Annotated in this window: 14 protein-coding genes; 10 read left to right on the top strand and 4 right to left on the bottom strand. The window is 72.1% G+C overall.

Annotated elements, in window-relative coordinates; translation table 11 throughout:
* Positions 1-86 precede the first annotated feature (86 nt).
* The 4 genes from ACG83_RS09660 (at position 87) to ACG83_RS09645 (ending at position 4,555) form a co-directional block, all read left to right on the top strand.
* Positions 87-698: a GNAT family N-acetyltransferase gene (locus tag ACG83_RS09660; RefSeq protein WP_083473122.1), complete on the top strand. Its 612-nt coding sequence runs from the start codon at positions 87-89 to the stop codon at positions 696-698.
* Between the two features lie 140 nt (positions 699-838).
* Positions 839-1,711 (top strand): carotenoid biosynthesis protein, encoded by an 873-nt coding sequence (locus ACG83_RS09655; RefSeq protein ID WP_054565805.1) that lies wholly within the window; start codon positions 839-841, stop codon positions 1,709-1,711.
* 74 nt (positions 1,712-1,785) lie between these two features.
* On the top strand, positions 1,786-2,991 hold the full coding sequence (locus tag ACG83_RS09650) for a glycosyltransferase family 2 protein (protein WP_235497814.1): 1,206 nt from the start codon (positions 1,786-1,788) through the stop codon (positions 2,989-2,991).
* Positions 2,992-3,001: 10 nt separating this feature from the next.
* Complete coding sequence (locus ACG83_RS09645) at positions 3,002-4,555, top strand: NAD(P)/FAD-dependent oxidoreductase (protein WP_054565804.1); 1,554 nt, start codon at positions 3,002-3,004, stop codon at positions 4,553-4,555.
* Positions 4,556-4,574: 19 nt separating this feature from the next.
* Here the strand turns inward: ACG83_RS09645 and ACG83_RS09640 are convergent, their stop codons facing one another.
* Positions 4,575-5,372, bottom strand: a complete 798-nt coding sequence (locus ACG83_RS09640; RefSeq protein ID WP_054565803.1) for a CDP-alcohol phosphatidyltransferase family protein — start codon at positions 5,370-5,372, stop codon at positions 4,575-4,577.
* Between ACG83_RS09640 and ACG83_RS09635 the strand changes: the two genes are divergently transcribed.
* Entirely contained in the window at positions 5,335-5,586 is a 252-nt protein-coding gene (locus ACG83_RS09635; protein WP_006540910.1) for a hypothetical protein, read from the top strand. The two genes, ACG83_RS09640 and ACG83_RS09635, sit on opposite strands and share 38 nt — an antisense overlap.
* A 244-nt stretch (positions 5,587-5,830) precedes the next feature.
* Here ACG83_RS09635 and metF read toward each other — a convergent pair whose 3' ends face one another.
* Both metF and ACG83_RS09625 read right to left on the bottom strand, forming a co-directional pair.
* Positions 5,831-6,733, bottom strand: coding sequence for a methylenetetrahydrofolate reductase [NAD(P)H] (gene metF, locus ACG83_RS09630; RefSeq protein WP_054565802.1), 903 nt, complete (start codon positions 6,731-6,733; stop codon positions 5,831-5,833).
* Positions 6,734-6,834: 101 nt separating this feature from the next.
* Positions 6,835-7,521 carry a hypothetical protein gene (locus ACG83_RS09625; RefSeq protein WP_083473120.1) on the bottom strand — a complete coding sequence of 229 codons (687 nt, stop codon included), beginning with the start codon at positions 7,519-7,521 and terminating at the stop codon, positions 6,835-6,837.
* Between the two features lie 341 nt (positions 7,522-7,862).
* Here ACG83_RS09625 and crtI point away from each other — a divergent pair, with 341 nt between their 5' ends.
* From crtI to ACG83_RS09600, 5 genes are all read left to right on the top strand, one after another.
* Positions 7,863-9,383, top strand: a complete 1,521-nt coding sequence (gene crtI / locus ACG83_RS09620; RefSeq protein ID WP_054565801.1) for a phytoene desaturase family protein — start codon at positions 7,863-7,865, stop codon at positions 9,381-9,383.
* Between the two features lie 139 nt (positions 9,384-9,522).
* A complete protein-coding gene (locus tag ACG83_RS09615) occupies positions 9,523-10,698 on the top strand; it encodes a MoxR family ATPase (RefSeq protein WP_054565800.1) in 1,176 nt (391 codons plus the stop codon).
* Positions 10,695-11,702: a DUF58 domain-containing protein gene (locus ACG83_RS09610; RefSeq protein WP_083473119.1), complete on the top strand. Its 1,008-nt coding sequence runs from the start codon at positions 10,695-10,697 to the stop codon at positions 11,700-11,702. Before ACG83_RS09615 ends, ACG83_RS09610 begins: the two co-directional genes overlap by 4 nt.
* Positions 11,699-12,658 (top strand): VWA domain-containing protein, encoded by a 960-nt coding sequence (locus tag ACG83_RS09605; RefSeq protein ID WP_006540903.1) that lies wholly within the window; start codon positions 11,699-11,701, stop codon positions 12,656-12,658. The genes ACG83_RS09610 and ACG83_RS09605 overlap by 4 nt, the downstream gene beginning before the upstream one ends.
* Positions 12,659-12,695: 37 nt before the next feature.
* Positions 12,696-13,775 carry a phytoene/squalene synthase family protein gene (locus ACG83_RS09600; protein WP_054565798.1) on the top strand — a complete coding sequence of 360 codons (1,080 nt, stop codon included), beginning with the start codon at positions 12,696-12,698 and terminating at the stop codon, positions 13,773-13,775.
* Here ACG83_RS09600 and serS read toward each other — a convergent pair.
* Positions 13,748-15,010: a serine--tRNA ligase gene (gene serS / locus ACG83_RS09595; protein WP_054565797.1), complete on the bottom strand. Its 1,263-nt coding sequence runs from the start codon at positions 15,008-15,010 to the stop codon at positions 13,748-13,750. The genes ACG83_RS09600 and serS overlap by 28 nt on opposite strands.
* Positions 15,011-15,123: the final 113 nt, after the last annotated feature.

Below are 15,123 nucleotides of genomic sequence, written 5' to 3'. Positions count from 1 at the left end.
TTCGCCAGACCGGTCCCCGCCAACGGGCAACGAGCGTCCGCGGCGCGTTATCGTCGGATGGCCCGGTGCGACAGGAGGCGAGGCTCGTGACCGACGTCCGGATCGTGCGGTGGTCACCGGCTCGGATGCGGGCTCGGCTTGACGACGTCATCGGCGTCTACAAGGCGGCTTTTCTCGACGAGCACGAGGACGACCCGGTGCGGGCCGCGCGGGACCGCGCGACCCACGCCCGACGCCACTTCGACCGCGGTGACCTGCGCGCCGTCGTCGCGCTCACGCCGGACGACCAGGTCGTCGGCATGACCTACGGGCTGCCCGGCAAGGTCGGCCAGTGGTGGCACGACGTGGTCGCCGCAGCACTCCCGCCCGACGACGCCGTCCGTTGGCTCGCGGACTGCATGGAGGTGGTCGAGCTTCACGTGCTGCCCGGCTACCAGGGCCGCCGGATCGGCCGTGACCTGCTGCAGGAGCTGCTGCGCGACGTCCCGCAGCGCACGGCGGCACTGTCCGCGCTCGAACTGCCCGGCAGTCGCGCCCGCCGCCTGTACGCCAGCGAGGGCTTCGTGCCGTTGCTGTCGCACTTCCGCTTTCCCGGCAGCTACACCGAGTACGCCGTGCTCGGTAAGGATCTGTCCGGGCCGGCCGTGCGTACCTCGTCCGCGCAGACCACAACCGGGCAACCGGCCCAGGTGCCTTGAGCCGGTCGGCACCAACCGGCTCCGACCCGCACCGTCCCGGCCCACAGCACACCCGCCCACAGCACACCGGCCCCAGGCTTCGTCGTGGGGTGGTGTGGCGTTCCGGCGTCTCCCGCCCAGCCTGGCCGGGCGGGAGCACCGTGCTGCCCTGGCTGGCGGCAGCGGCGACCATCGGGCTCCAGATCTGCTATCCCCTGACGTCAGGGGATCAACGCGCAACCGTCACCGTGCTCTCCGTGTTGGCTTTCTGCACCGCGTCGGTAGGCGCCGCCGCAGCCGCGCAGGGCCTCGGCCGGGCGGTGGCAGCGGCGTCCGTGGCGAGCGCGACCGGCCTGATCGCCGAGTCGGTCGGGGTCCACACCGGCTGGCCGTTCGGGGACTACACCTACGGCGGAGCGCTCGGCCCGAAGCTGGTCGGAGTCCCGGTCGTGGTCCCGCTCGCGTGGACGATGATGGGCTTGCCGGCACTGGCCCTCGGCCACCGTTGCGCCGCCCGCCTGCGTGCCGGAGCAGGCGCCGGCACGCGATGGGCCGTGACGGCGCTGGTCGGCGGCGCCACCCTCACCGCCTGGGACTTCTTCCTCGACCCTCAGATGGTGGCCGAAGGCTACTGGTCGTGGTCGTCCGGCGGTCCCGCGATCAACGGCATCCCGGTGAGCAACGCCGCCGGATGGTTGCTGGTGGGAACCGTCCTCACCGGCGCACTCGCCGCGCTGCCCGACCGCGCGACCGCCAGCCGCTCCACATCTGGTCCCACGGCCGCCAGCCACACAGCCGCCGGCCCCGCAGGTTCCAACAGCACAGGCTCCAACAGCACAGGCTCCGACCGGTTGCCGATGACGCTGCTGGGCTGGACCTACCTCTCCTCGGTGCTGGCCAACCTGGCCTTCTTCGGGCGTCCCGGGGTCGCCCTGGTCGGCGGGGTGGCGATGGGCGTCCTCCTCGGGCTCGGCGTGCTGCCAGGCCGCCGTGGCGCCGCCCGTGGCGGGAACCTGGCACGCTCCGATGCGTGAGCACAGGCCGGACCAGGAGACGACAGGCAGACCACCACATCACGCCTTCCCCGCCGCGGGCGGTGGCCCGGGCCGTGGCACGTTCCGGCGCCGTCGGCGCGCTGGTCGTCGCAGCCCACACGGCGGTGAACGCGTGGCTGCTGCGCGGCCCGGCGGGCAGTGTCCCCGTCCGGGAGCGCGTCAGCGTGGTGCTGCCGGTGCGGGACGAGGCCGACCGGGTGCACACCTGCCTGACAGCCCTGCTGGCCTCCCGGGACGTCGCCGACCTCGAGGTGCTCGTCTACGACGACCAGTCGTCCGACGGGACGGACACGATCGTGCGCAAGCTGGCCGCCGAGGACCCACGCCTGCGGGTCCTGACCGGGCCCGAACCGGGACCAGGCTGGCTGGGAAAGCCGCACGCCTGCGCCCGGGCCGCCCGCGAGGCCACCGGCACGGTGATCGTCTTCGTCGACGCGGACGTCACGGTGGCACCGCACGGGGTGGCCCGCGCCGTCGGCCTCCTGCGCGGCGCCGGGCTCGACCTCGTCTCGCCCTACCCCCGCCAGGTCGCCGTCTCGGTGCCCGAACGGCTCGTCCAGCCGCTTCTGCAGTGGTCGTGGCTGGCGTTGCTGCCACTGCGCGCCGCGGAACGCTCCGCGCGGCCGTCGCTGACCGCGGCCAACGGCCAGTTCCTGTGCGTGGACGCGGCGGCCTACGCCCGGGCCGGCGGGCATGCGGCCGTGCGTGGCGCGGTCCTCGACGACCTGGCACTGCTGCGCGCGGTCAAGCGCTCCGGCGGGCGGGGGGTGGTGGCCGACGGCACCGATCTCGCGACCACCTGGATGTACGACGGATGGGCGCCGCTGCGCGACGGCTACGCCAAATCGCTGTGGGCGGCGGGCGGGAGCCCCGCCGCCAGTCTGGGGCAGCTGGCCGGCCTGGGCTGGCTGTTCGTCGTGCCGGCCGTGGCCGCCCTGCGCGGCTCCCGGCTCGGTCTGGCCGGCTATCTGGCCGGGGTGGCGGGCCGGGTCGTCGCGGCCCGGCGCACCGGCAGCCGCAGCTGGCCGGACGCACTGGCCCACCCGGTATCCGTGGGTCTGCTGGGCCAGCTCACCGCGCTGTCGTGGTGGCGGCGCTGGCGGGGCACCGCCCACTGGAAGGGACGCCTCCTGGCCGGGCCGACGCCCGCTGGCCGGGCCCTCGACCGGCCTCACCAGGCCTTGACGGGCCTTGACCGGCGGCGGCCTGACCGCAAGGGACAGAGCGACCAGAACAGACGGGACGGGGCCCGCGCATAGGGTCGACCACGTGGCAACGGTGGTCGTGGTCGGAGCGGGTGTCGGCGGGCTCGCCGCAGCCGCCCGGCTGGCCGCCGCCGGCCACCGGGTCACCGTGTGCGAGGCCGCCGACCAGATCGGCGGCAAGCTCGGCTGGTACGAACGCGACGGCTACGGATTCGACACCGGCCCCTCCCTGCTGACCATGCCCGCGGTCTTCGAGGACCTGTTCGCCGCCACCGGCGGCCCGCTCGGCGACGTCCTCACCCTGCGCCGTCTGGACCCGATCGCCTCCTACCGTTTCGCCGACGGCACCGTGCTGGACGCACCCGCCGACGAAGCCGCGTTCCTCGCCGCTCTGGACGCGCGTCTCGCCCCCGGCGCCGGCGACGAATGGCGCCGCCTGGACGATCGGGCCCGGCGGGTCTGGGAGGTGTCGGAGCAGCCGTTCCTGCGCAGCCCGGTGTCCCTGCGGGCGCTGGCCTGGATGGCCGTGCGCCGGCCGGGCGCGCTGGCGACAGTCGCGCCCGCGTCCACGTTGCGCGGGCTCGGTCGCCGTCACCTCACCGACCCACGGCTGCGCATGATGCTGGAGCGCTACGCGACCTACACCGGATCGGATCCGCGGCGAGCTCCCGCGGCCCTGGTCACGGTGCCGCACGTCGAGCGCCGCTTCGGCGGCTGGTACATCCCGGGTGGGCTGCGTCTGCTCGGGCACGCGATCGCCGCGCGGGCGACCGAGCGTGGGGCGGTGATCCGCACCGGAACCCCGGTCGCGCGGATCTCGCTGACCCCCGGCGGGCGGGTGGACGGCGTCCGGCTCACCGACGGTGTCGTGCTGCCGGCCGACGTCGTCGTCTCCGATGTCGACGCGACGCGTCTCTACGACGGTGCGCCTCCGTCCGCGGAACATCCGGGGCGGCGGGGCACCCGACCGCTCGTCGAGCATCCGGCCAGCCGCCGACGGGTGCGCCGGCTCGCGCCCTCGCTGTCGGGCTTCGTCCTGCTGTTGGCGCTGCGGGGCCGGACGCCCGGGCTGGCCCATCACAACGTGCTGTTCCCCGCCGACTACGACGCCGAGTTCGACGCCGTCTTCGGTGGCAGGCTGCCGTGGGACCCCACCATCTACATAGCGTCACCGGACGACCCCGCCGTCGCCCCGCCCGGTGACGAGGCCTGGTTCGTGCTGGTCAACGCCAGCCCACACAGGGCCTCGGGTGGCTCGGGCAGCCCGGGCGGTGACGCGGAGGTGCGTGCTGGCCTGGACTGGGACCGACCTGGCCTCGTCGACGCCTACGCCCGCCGGATCCTCGACGTTCTCGCCGCCCGCGGCCTCGATGTCCGCGCGCGGGTGCGCTGGTACCAGACGATCTCCCCGGCCGATCTGGCCCGCCGGACGGGTGCTCCGGGCGGCTCGATCTACGGTGTCTCCTCCAACGGACCCCGGTCGGCCTTCCTGCGGCCTCGCAACCAGTCCCCGGTTCCGGGACTGTTCCTGGTCGGTGGCTCCGCCCACCCCGGCGGGGGCCTGCCACTCGTCGCCCTCTCCGCGAAAATCGTCACCGATCTGGTCGGACCGGCCTGACGCACCCCGCCGGCAGGCCTCATCCGCCGGTCTCACCTGGCGCGGGTGCGCTCGGCCCCGCCACGTCCGGGGCAGCGGCTGTCAACGCCCCGTGCACCGACAGGAGGTACTGGACCAGCCCGACCGCGCACACCGCGAGAGTCGCGGCGGCGCCCGCCGATGCGGCCGCTCCCGCGTGCGCCGGCAGCAGCCCCGCCGCCGCCAGGCCGACAGCCGCGAGAATGATCCTGGTCGGACGCTCCCCGACCGTGACGACACCGATCTCGCCATGACCGGCCCCGGCCGCACGGGCGCGCAGATATTCGAGCATCAGGGCAGCGGCACCCGCCGCGGCCACCAGCTCGCCCGGCGCACCGACCAGCCAGAACGCGACCAGGTAGCCGATGTCGCAGACCCGGTCCGTCGCCGAGTCGAGCAGATAGCCCCAGGCCGTCACCCTTCGCCGCAGGATGGCAACCGCACCGTCGAGGTTGTCCAGAAGCCCGCTGAGGATCACAACCACCGGGCAGACCAGCACCCAACGGGCCCCCGCCCATGCGGCGGGAATCACCGGCGCGGCGGCGACCACCGTCGCCGCCGTCACCGCTCCCGGCGCCACGCCCGCCGCGGCCAGCGGCCTGGCCAGGAGATATGTCAGCCCAAGCCAGAAACGGACCATCCCAGAGCCTGTCCGGGGGTCGTACCCACCGTGCAACGCGGCCCATTCGACCAGGTAGGTCTCTCGATCAGGAACTCGGGTACGCACGTCATCCATCGTGCCCGCGCCGTAGAGTTCCGTCGTGGTATCCGACCAGCCGACCGGTGTCGTCGAGTCCATTGAGGATTTGGACCCGGATCACGCTTTCAGCGCCCATCGCGACCAGGTGGTCCTCGCCGTGCGAATCACCCAGGTGTTCAACACTCTCGATCTCGGTCTGGTCACCGCCGTGGTGGACGCGGCGAACCACGCCGGATTCGCTCTCGTACGGGAGCAGACGTTCCGCGACGAATGGCTACTGTGCGTTTTTGACGCCTACGAGGACCAGGACTGAGCCGACGACTGGGCCGACTCGACGCCCGGAACTCGGTACCGCTGCACTGACCGACCCGGCTGCCGCGCCCGCTTCGGCCCGGACCGCGCGCGCCGGCCCGGGCCCGAGGCTCGGCTGGATTGGGCCTCCGGCAGCGGGTGAGGCGGAGCCAGGTGCCGGGCGGCCGGCGCGCCCGGCCGCCAGTGCCTGGGGGCCGGGGCCCGGCCGGTGCCCGGCCTCCGGCCGTTGCGCTGTCGGCCGGATTTCAGCCGTTGAGCGCCTGGTAGATCTCCCGCGTCGCACCGGAGCGGTTCAGCGTGATGAAGTGAATCCCCGGTGCTCCGCCGGCCAGCAACCGTTCGGAGAGCTCGGTGGCCACCTCGATCCCGATGGCGCGAACAGCGGCCGGATCATCGGCCACGGCCTGCAGCCGGGCAGCAAGATCGGCCGGGAATTCAGCCCCGGACAGCTGCGCCATACGCACGATCTGCGCAACGTTGGTCACCGGCATGACACCGGGAATAATCGGTGCGTCACAACCCAGCCGACGAACGCGCTCGACCAGCCGGAAATAGTCGTCGGCGCCGAAGAAGAACTGGGTGATCGCGAAGTCCGCGCCGGCGTCCAGTTTCTGGACGAGAAAACGCGCGTCCGTCTCCAGGTCAGGAGACCGGGGATGTTTGTCCGGGAAGGCCGCGACGCCGACGCAGAAGTCCCCCAGTGAACGGACCAGCCGGACGAGATCCTCGGCATACGCGACACCGTCGGGATGACGTACCCACTCCGCCTGAGGATCACCCGGAGGGTCACCGCGCAGCGCCAGAACGTTACGTACACCAGCACCGGCATAGCCCCCGATGACCTGCCGCAGCTCGGCCACGGAGTGGTTCACCGCGGTGAGGTGGCCGATCGGCGTCAGGTTGGTCTCGGTGGCGATCCGCTCGGTGACCCGAATGGTTCCGTCCCGCGTCGAGCCACCGGCGCCGTAGGTGACGGAGACGAAGCTCGGCTGCAGCGCCTCGACCTCACGCAGGGCCGTCCACAGCTGCCGCTCGCCCTCGGCCGTCTTCGGCGGAAAGAACTCGAAGGAGAACGACGTCCGCCCCGAGGCCAGGCACTCCGCCACCGTCCTGGCCGTCGTCCTCGCCGCGTTCCCGACTGCTGTCATGCGTGGAACCCCGTCATGAGATACGAGCGTAGTCCCGCAGTGACGCAGACCCGGACCGGGTCCGCCCCGCTCAGATTCCGCCCCGCTCAGATGCGGACCGCTCAGATGCGGACTGGCCCTTGCTCAGAGGCACGCTTGATCCAGATCTTGCCGGCGACACTGCGCGCGAACACCCGCCGCCGGGCCGCGGGCACGTTGGGCAGCTCGACCGACGCCAGCTGCGGGTTCCCGGTCTCCACCTCAACCTCGTAGTCCCCGTCGGGAAGGACGAGGATCACCATGCCCTCGTCGCTCACCGCGGACAGGTTGTCCGGGGGCGCGTCGAAGTGCAGGTTGACGTCGCCGGTGCGGCTACGGGCATTGATCCGGCCGCCGGTGAGCTCCCGCCCGGTGATCCCGCCGCTCTCGGTGACCAGAAGCAGGTCGCCGGCGGAACCCCAGAGCGTGATCTCTCCGGATCTGACCTCCGCCCGGCCCTTCGTCCCTCGCGGCAGCTTCAGCCGGACGACCGCGTCGCTGGAGGTGCCGTCCAGGCGCAGCACGTCGCCCGCACGGGTCAGCACCGGCCGGGTCCGACCCGGCCGGCGGCGCGCGAGGATCTCGACCCGGACGTTCGAACGGTCGTACTCACCGATCTCCACCCGGCCGGCGGCGAGCCGGGCCTCGACGGCCGCCACCCCGTCGACCGTGCTCTCCAGCCGCTCCGGCGGCATGCGCAGCAGGACGAAGGCGCTGCCGGCGACCAGAAGCAGCATGATGCCGAGCGCAACGACCACCAGATCGGACACGACACCTCCGGGCGTGGGAGCCGCGAACCGCGAACCCGGACAGACAGCCCGCAGTTCACAGATCACAGATCGGGACGGTCGAACGCTACCGGTTTCCCAGCCGGTCGGACCGGGCCGGACGTCCCGGCGGGTGGTGAGATGTGCGGCTCCTGCGGCGGTGCCACGACCTGGCGGCAGATCAGCAGGTCGGCGGACCGGCACGGGCCGAGACGACGATTCCCCGCCACGGTCGTCTCAGGGCAGGCTCCGCCCGGAACCCACCGAGGTGGTCCCGCCCGCACCGCCGTCCGTCCTGGTGAAACGCTGGACCTGCGGCAGAGGCGCGGCGGAGAGGACGTCCCATGCGAACAGTGACCGGACCGGCGGAGCATGTCGTGATCGTCGGGGCGGGGTTGGGTGGGCTGTCGGCCGCGCTGCGGCTGACCGGTGCCGGCAGGCGGGTGACCGTACTCGAGCGGGAGGACTCCCCCGGCGGTCGGGCGGGATCGTTGCGGCTGGGCGGCTACCGCTTCGACACCGGTCCGACCGTGCTGACCATGCCGGAGCTGATCGCCGACGCGTTCGACTCCGTGGGCGAGAACCTGGAGAAGTGGCTGACCCTGCGCCGGCTCGACCCGATGTACCGGGCACGGTTCGCCGACGGCTCCGTCCTGGACGTCCGGGCCGACCCGGAGGACACCGAACAGGGGGTGCGGGACCTGTGCGGGCCCGCGGAGGCCGCGGGCTTCCGCCGCTTCACCGACTTCGCCACCCGGATGTTCCGGGCCGAGATGCGGGACTTCATCGACGCCCAGGTCGACTCGCCGCTGGCGCTGCTGCGCCCGTCCCTGGCCCGGGTCGCCGCGCTCGGTGGCTTCCGGCGCCTCGACACCGTGGTCGGGCGGTACCTGCGCGACCCGCGGACCCGACGGCTGTTCTCCTTCCAGGCGATGTACGCCGGTCTCGATCCGCACCGGGCGCTGGCGCTTTACGCGGTGATCTCCTACATGGACTCGGTGGCCGGGGTCTACCACGTCGACGGCGGCCCCCATGCCGTGGCCTCGGCCATGGCGGACGCGGCGGCGCGGCACGGGGCGGTCTTCCGCTACGGGTCCGAGGTGAGCCGGGTCGAGGTGCGTGGCGGGCGGGCGGTGGCCGTGCACACGGCCGACGGTGAGCGGGTGCCGGCGGACGTGGTGATCCTCAATCCCGATCTGCCGGTCGCCTACCGTGACCTGCTTCCCCCGTCGGTCGCGCCGGCCCGGCTGGGCCGGCTGCGCTTCTCGCCGTCCTGCTTCCTGCTGCTCGCCGGCGCCCGGGTCGCCCACCCCGAGGCGACGCATCACACGATCCACTTCGGGCAGGCCTGGCGGCGCACCTTCGAGGAGATCATCAGTCGGGGCGAGCTGATGAGCGACCCGTCGTTCCTGGTGAGCACGCCGTCGGTGACCGAGCCCGCGGCGGCACCGGCCGGCGCGCACAGCTACTACGTCCTGTTCCCCACCCCGAACCTCACCGCGCCGCTGGACTGGTCCGTCCTCGGCCCGCGCTATCGCGACGAGGTCGTCGCCGTCCTCGAGCGCGCCGGCTACGCCGACTTCGGCTCGGCGGTCGAGGTGGAGCAGATCACCACCCCGGCGGACTGGCGCAGCCGCGGCATGGCCGCGGGAGCTCCGTTCGCCGCGGCGCACACGTTCTCCCAGACGGGGCCGTTCCGGCCCGGCAACCTGGCACCCGGCCTCGACAACGTGATCTTCACCGGAAGCGGCACCCGGCCCGGGGTGGGGGTGCCCATGGTGTTGATTTCAGGCCGACTGGCGGCGGAGCGGGTCCTCGGCCGTGATCGCGGTTACCGCACCCGAGCGCTGGTCGACATTCCGTGATTCCGCCGTGTGTTCACCAGGATTGCCCGCCGCCATCAGATGACGGAGTTCCTGAAGAGCGCCTTAGAAGAGGCTTCCGACCACACTGTCCCGAGTCCTCGGGCCCTCGATTCCGTCCGTTGTCTGGGAGGATGGACTCATGAACGAGTGGACGACCGATCCCGGCGTGGCGGCATCCGACGTCGAGGCCCGGACGCCCGCCGATCCGCCGGCCCATGACGTGGCCACCGACGCCGCGCTGCTGGAACGGGCGCTCTTCGAGGTCAAGAAGGTCATCGTCGGTCAGGACCACATGGTCGAGCGCATGCTGGTCGCGCTGCTCGCCCGCGGGCACTGCCTGCTGGAGGGTGTGCCCGGCGTCGCGAAGACGCTGGCAGTGCAGACGCTGGCGACGGTCGTCGGTGGCTCCTTCGTGCGGATCCAGTTCACCAGCGATCTGGTCCCCTCCGACATCATCGGGACGCGGATCTTCCGCGGCAGCCGGGAGACGTTCGATATAGAGCTCGGCCCGGTGTTCGCCAACTTCGTTCTCGCGGACGAAATCAACCGTGCACCGGCCAAGGTCCAGTCGGCGTTGTTGGAGGTCATGTCGGAACGGCAGGTATCCCTGGGCGGGGTCACCCATCCGCTGCCGCTGCCCTTCCTCGTTCTCGCGACACAGAACCCGATCGAGTCCGAAGGCGTGTATCCACTGCCGGAGGCGCAGCGTGACCGTTTCCTCATGAAGGTGACGGTTCCCTATCCGAACGCGGCCGAGGAGCTGGAGATCGTCCGGCGGATGGGGGTGCGTCCACCCACCGCGGAGACCGTCCTCGACCCGGACGCGCTCGTCCGCCTGCAGAACCGTGCGGACGACGTGTTCGTCCACCACGCGATCACCGAGTACGCCGTCCGCCTGGTGCTCGCCACCCGTTCGCCGGCCGAGGTCAACCTGCCCGAGCTCGGCGGGCACCTGGCCTACGGAGCCTCACCACGCGCGTCACTCGGGCTCATCTCCGCCGCGCGGGCGCTGGCGCTGCTGCGCGGGCGTGACTACGTCGTCCCCGACGACGTCGCGGCGGTGGCCCTCGACGTGCTGCCGCACCGCCTGGTGCTCTCCTACGAGGCTCTTGCCGAAGGACTCACCGCCGAAGAGATCGCCCGGCGCATCCTCGGCGCGCTGCCGCCTCCCCAGATCGCCCCCCGCCAGCAGAACGCGGCCGAGCACGGCCTGCACAACGGGCACCGTTCACCGCCGCCGACCCATTCCGGGCGCTGGCACACCGATCCGCGGACCGGCTTCCCCGAGTACTTCGACGGCGGGCCGGCGCGGTGAGACGGTCCGATCGGCCCGGCGCGACCACGCCGCGGGTGATCTCCCAGCCACCGGCGACCTCGCCGTCGGTGGAGCGGACGCTGCGTGGCCTCGAACTCGCCGTCAACCGCCGCCTGGACGGCATGCTCCTCGGCGACCACCTCGGTCTCCTGCCGGGTCAGGGAACGGAGAAGGCCGAAAGCCGCGAGTACCACGTCGGCGACGACGTCCGGCGGATGGACTGGGCCGTGACGGCGCGGACGACGGTCCCGCATGTGCACGACCTGGTCGCCGACCGGGAGCTGGAGACCTGGGCGCTGGTGGATCTCACCGCCAGCCAGGAGTTCGGCACCACCTCGATCCGCAAGCGGGAGCTGGCGATCGCGGCCACGGCGGCGATCGGCTTCCTCACCGCCCGCACCGGCAACCGGATGGGCGCCCTCGCCCTGACCCCGACCGGGCCGCAGCTGATTCCAGCCCGGCCGGGCCGGCAGGGGCTGCGGACCCTGCTGCGGGCGCTCCTGTCCGTTCCCGAGGCGGCTCACGACCGTCCCGTGCGGCGGCCTGACCATTCCGCGGCCACCGACCTCGCCGCGGCGGTCGCCGCGATGGACCGGCCGCGCCGCCGCCGTGGCCTCGCCGTGGTCATCAGCGACTTCCTCTCCACCGACCTGGGCTGGGAGCGGCCGATGCGGGCACTCGCGGCACGCCATCAGCTGCTCGCCGTGGAGGTCCTCGACCCCGCCGAGCTGGTCCTGCCATCCGTCGGGCTGCTCTCCGTCGTGGACGCGGAGACCGGCGCGGTGCTGGAGGTGCCCACCTCGTCACGGCGGGTCCGCGAGCGCTACAGCCGGGCCGCGGCCGAGCACCGTGCCCAGGTGGCGCTGGCGCTGCGCCGGGTGGGCGCCGGGCACCTGGTGCTGCGCACGGACTCGGACTGGCTGGTCGACATCGTCCGGTACGTGTCGGCGTCGCGGGTGACCCGTGGCGCGGCCCGGCGGCCACCGGTGGGTGCGGGCGCGTGAGCTTCCTCGCGGGCCACTGGCTGTGGCTCTTCGTCGCGGTGGCCGCGCTGGCAGCGGCGTACATCGTGGTGTCGATGCGCCGGCGGGTCTACGCGGCGCGGCTGTCCTCGACGGCGCTGCTGTCCAGCGTGCTGCCGCGTCGGCCGCAGTGGTGGCGCCGCCATGTGCCGGCGGCACTGCTGCTGCTCACCCTGGCCGGGCTGGTGATCTCGCTGGCGCGGCCGGCGCGGGCCGAGCGGGTTCCCCGCGAGCGCGCCACCATCATCCTGGCGATCGACGTGTCGAACTCGATGGCGGCCACCGACATCCAGCCAACCCGCCTCGAAGCCGCGAAGCAGGGCGCCCAGGCGTTCGTCGACCAGCTGCCGCCCCGCATCAACCTCGGGCTGGTCTCGTTCGCCGGGTCGGCGGCCGTTCTGGTCCCGGCCTCCACCGACCGCGAGTCGGTCCGGTCCGGCATCCGCGGCCTGCAGCTCGGCCCCGCGACCGCGGTCGGTGAGGGCATCTTCGCCTCACTGCAGGCGATCACCACCGCCGGCGAGCGGATGTCGGACGAGGGCCAGCCACCACCGCCCGCCGCGATCGTCCTGCTCTCCGACGGCGAGACGACCCGCGGCCGGCCGAACACCCAGGCCGCCACCGCCGCGCGGGACGCCGAGGTTCCGGTCGACACCATCGCCTACGGCACCTCGGACGGAACCCTCGATGTCGGCGGGCAGCAGATTCCCGTCCCCGTGAACGAGGACGCGCTGCGCGAGCTGGCCGAGCAGACCGGTGGCTCCTACCACCGGGCGACCACCGGTGACGAGCTGCAGTCCGTCTACCGCGGCCTGGGCAGCTCCATCGGGTACCGCACCGAATACCGTGAGATAACGTCCTGGTTCATCGGGCTTTCTCTCGGTCTCGGCCTGGCCGCGGCGGCACTCTCCCTGGCCTTCTCCTCGCGGCTGCCCTGAACCTGCTGCTCAGGCGACTTCGACTACTCTGGCTGATGTGGGTGGTCTGCGCGGCGAACTGGACGCCGCCGGTGTCACTGATGAGCGGCTACGTGCCTCCTACCGCCGGGCGCGGGAACTCAACGCGGCGCACGGGCGCACCTATTACCTGGCCACTCTCCTGCTGCCGAAGTGGAAACGGCCGCATGTCCACGCCCTCTACGGCTTCGCACGCTATGCCGACGAGATCGTCGACGATCTCGACTCCACGCTGACCGACGAGGCGAAGGCCCAGTGGCTGCGGCAATGGGGCAGCACCCTGCTGGCCTCACTGGCCTCCGGGGCCGACGTCTCGGCGGCGGAAACCGGCGCAACGGCCGAAGGCGAGACTGCGGAGGCCACGGCCGCGGCCGCGGATGCTGAGGCGACGGTGCTGCCCGCCGTGCTGCACACGATTCGACGGTTCGATCTGCCGGTCGGCTATTTCGAGACCTTCCTGGCCTCCATGGCCATGGATCTGACGATCACCAGCTACGCCACCTGGGATGACCTCATGGTCTACATCCACGGCTCGGCGGTGGTCATCGGTCTGCAGATGCTGCCCATTCTCGAGCCGGTGAACCCCGCGGCGGAACCGTACGCCCGCGACCTCGGTGTCGCCTTCCAGCTCGCGAACTTCATCCGGGACATCGGTGAGGACCTGCGGCGCGGGCGCGTGTACCTGCCGCAGAGCTCACTGGACCTGTTCGGGGTGACCTGGGATCACCTCGCCGCCGGGGTGGCCGACGGCCCGGTGCGCCGCCTGCTGGCGTTCGAGATCGCCCGAGCGCGCGAGCTGTTCCGTTCCGCCCGCCCAGGCATCCGGCTGCTGCACCCGACGTCCCGGGACTGCGTGTCGACCGCGTTCCGGCTTTACAGCGGAATCCTGGACGAGATCGAACGCGCCGACTACCAGATTCTCGACCGGCGGGTGTCGGTCGGGCTGGGCCGGCGCCTCGGTGTCGCGGCGCCCGGTCTCGTCCGGGCCGCGTACTCCCGGCGCGACCGGGCATCCGGTGGGAACAGGATGCCCGGTCAGAACAGGGAGCTCGACCAGGGCAGCGCGCCCGGTCAGAGCAGGTCGCGCCCGCCCAGGTAAGGCCGCAGCACCTCCGGTACGCGAACCCGCTGGTCGGCGGTCTGGAAGTTCTCCAGAATCGCGGCCAGCAGCCGGGGTGTCGCCACCGCGGTGTTGTTCAGCGTATGCGCGAAGTGGATGTTCCCACCGGAGTCGCGGTAACGGAGGTTCGCCCGCCGGGCCTGCCAGTCATGCAGCGTCGAACAGCTGTGGGTCTCCCGGAAACGGTCAAGCGTGGGAAACCAGGTGTTGATGTCGTTCATGCGGAACTTGCCCAGGCCCATGTCGCCGGTCGCGCATTCGACGACCTCGTAGTGCAGGCCGAGATCGGTCAGGATGTGCTCCGCGGTGGCGAGGAGCTCGGCGTGCCAGCGGGCGGACTCGGCCGGGTCGTTCACGCACAGGACGAACTGCTCGACCTTCTCGAACTGGTGGACCCGCAGCAGCCCGCGAACGTCGCGGCTGGCGCTGCCGATCTCCCGGCGGAAGCACGGCGAGATACCGGCGTACCGGATCGGCAGCTGGTCGGCGTCGAGGATCTCCCCGGAATGCAGCCCCACCAGGGCGACCTCGGCCGTGCCGGCGAGAAACGCGTCGTCGGCGGGAATCTCGTAGATCTCGTCCCGGCCCTTGGGGAACATGCCGGTGCCGACGAGCGGTGCCTCCTTGACCAGCGCGGGCACCGCGACCGGGGTGAAGTCCCGCTCGCGCAGCAGGTCCAGCGCATAGGAATGCACCGCCCGCTCCAGCATGACCATGTCACCGACCAGCGCGTACGCCCGCTCGCCGGCGACCCTGCGGGCGCGGGCGAACTCGGCCCAGCCCCGCATCTGCGCAAGCTCGGTGTGGTCGAGCGGCGGGAAGTCGAACTCGGGACGCGTCCCGACGGTGCGGATGACCACGTTCGCGGACTCGTCCGGCCCGACCGGTGCGCCCTCCCAGGGAATGCCCGGCGCGAGGAGCATCAGCTCGGACAGCCGGGCGCTCGTCTGGGCCAGCCGCTCACGCAGGTCCTGCAGCTGCCGGTCGAACTCGACGTGCTCCGCGCGCAGCTCGGCGCGACGGGCCTCGTCCGCCTTGGCGAACTGCTTGGCGAAGGACTTGCGGCGCGCCTGTGCCTCGTCGACCTCGAACTGCAGTTTGCGGTTCTCCTGGTCGAGCGCAAGCAGCTCGTCCACGTCGAGATCGACACCCTTGAGCCGTACGGCGTCCTTAACGGCGTCGGGATTGTCCCGGATGAAGCGCTTGTCGAGCATGAATTCGTGTCAGCCTTCGCGTCGGGTCCTGAGCCAAGACGCTATCAGCCGCACCCGAGGGGCCCTCTTCCTTCAGGCGCCATGTCCACCTCCACGGCGCGGCTCGGCCGGTC

The sequence above is a fragment of the Frankia sp. R43 genome (assembly GCF_001306465.1).
Taxonomy (GTDB): Bacteria; Actinomycetota; Actinomycetes; order Frankiales; family Frankiaceae; genus Parafrankia; species Parafrankia irregularis.
The sequence above is the reverse complement of the archived record's forward strand: the minus strand, read 5'-3'. Positions and strand labels throughout refer to the sequence as shown.

Bases quoted from the DNA above. Each gene is read 5' to 3' on its own strand.
- ACG83_RS09640 (WP_054565803.1), bottom strand. From the start codon at position 5,372: ATGGACTCGACGACACCGGTCGGCTGGTCGGATACCACGACGGAACTC.
- ACG83_RS09615 (WP_054565800.1), top strand. From the start codon at position 9,523: ATGAACGAGTGGACGACCGATCCCGGCGTGGCGGCATCCGACGTCGAG.
- metF (WP_054565802.1), bottom strand. From the start codon at position 6,733: ATGACAGCAGTCGGGAACGCGGCGAGGACGACGGCCAGGACGGTGGCG.
- crtI (WP_054565801.1), top strand. From the start codon at position 7,863: ATGCGAACAGTGACCGGACCGGCGGAGCATGTCGTGATCGTCGGGGCG.
- serS (WP_054565797.1), bottom strand. From the start codon at position 15,010: ATGCTCGACAAGCGCTTCATCCGGGACAATCCCGACGCCGTTAAGGAC.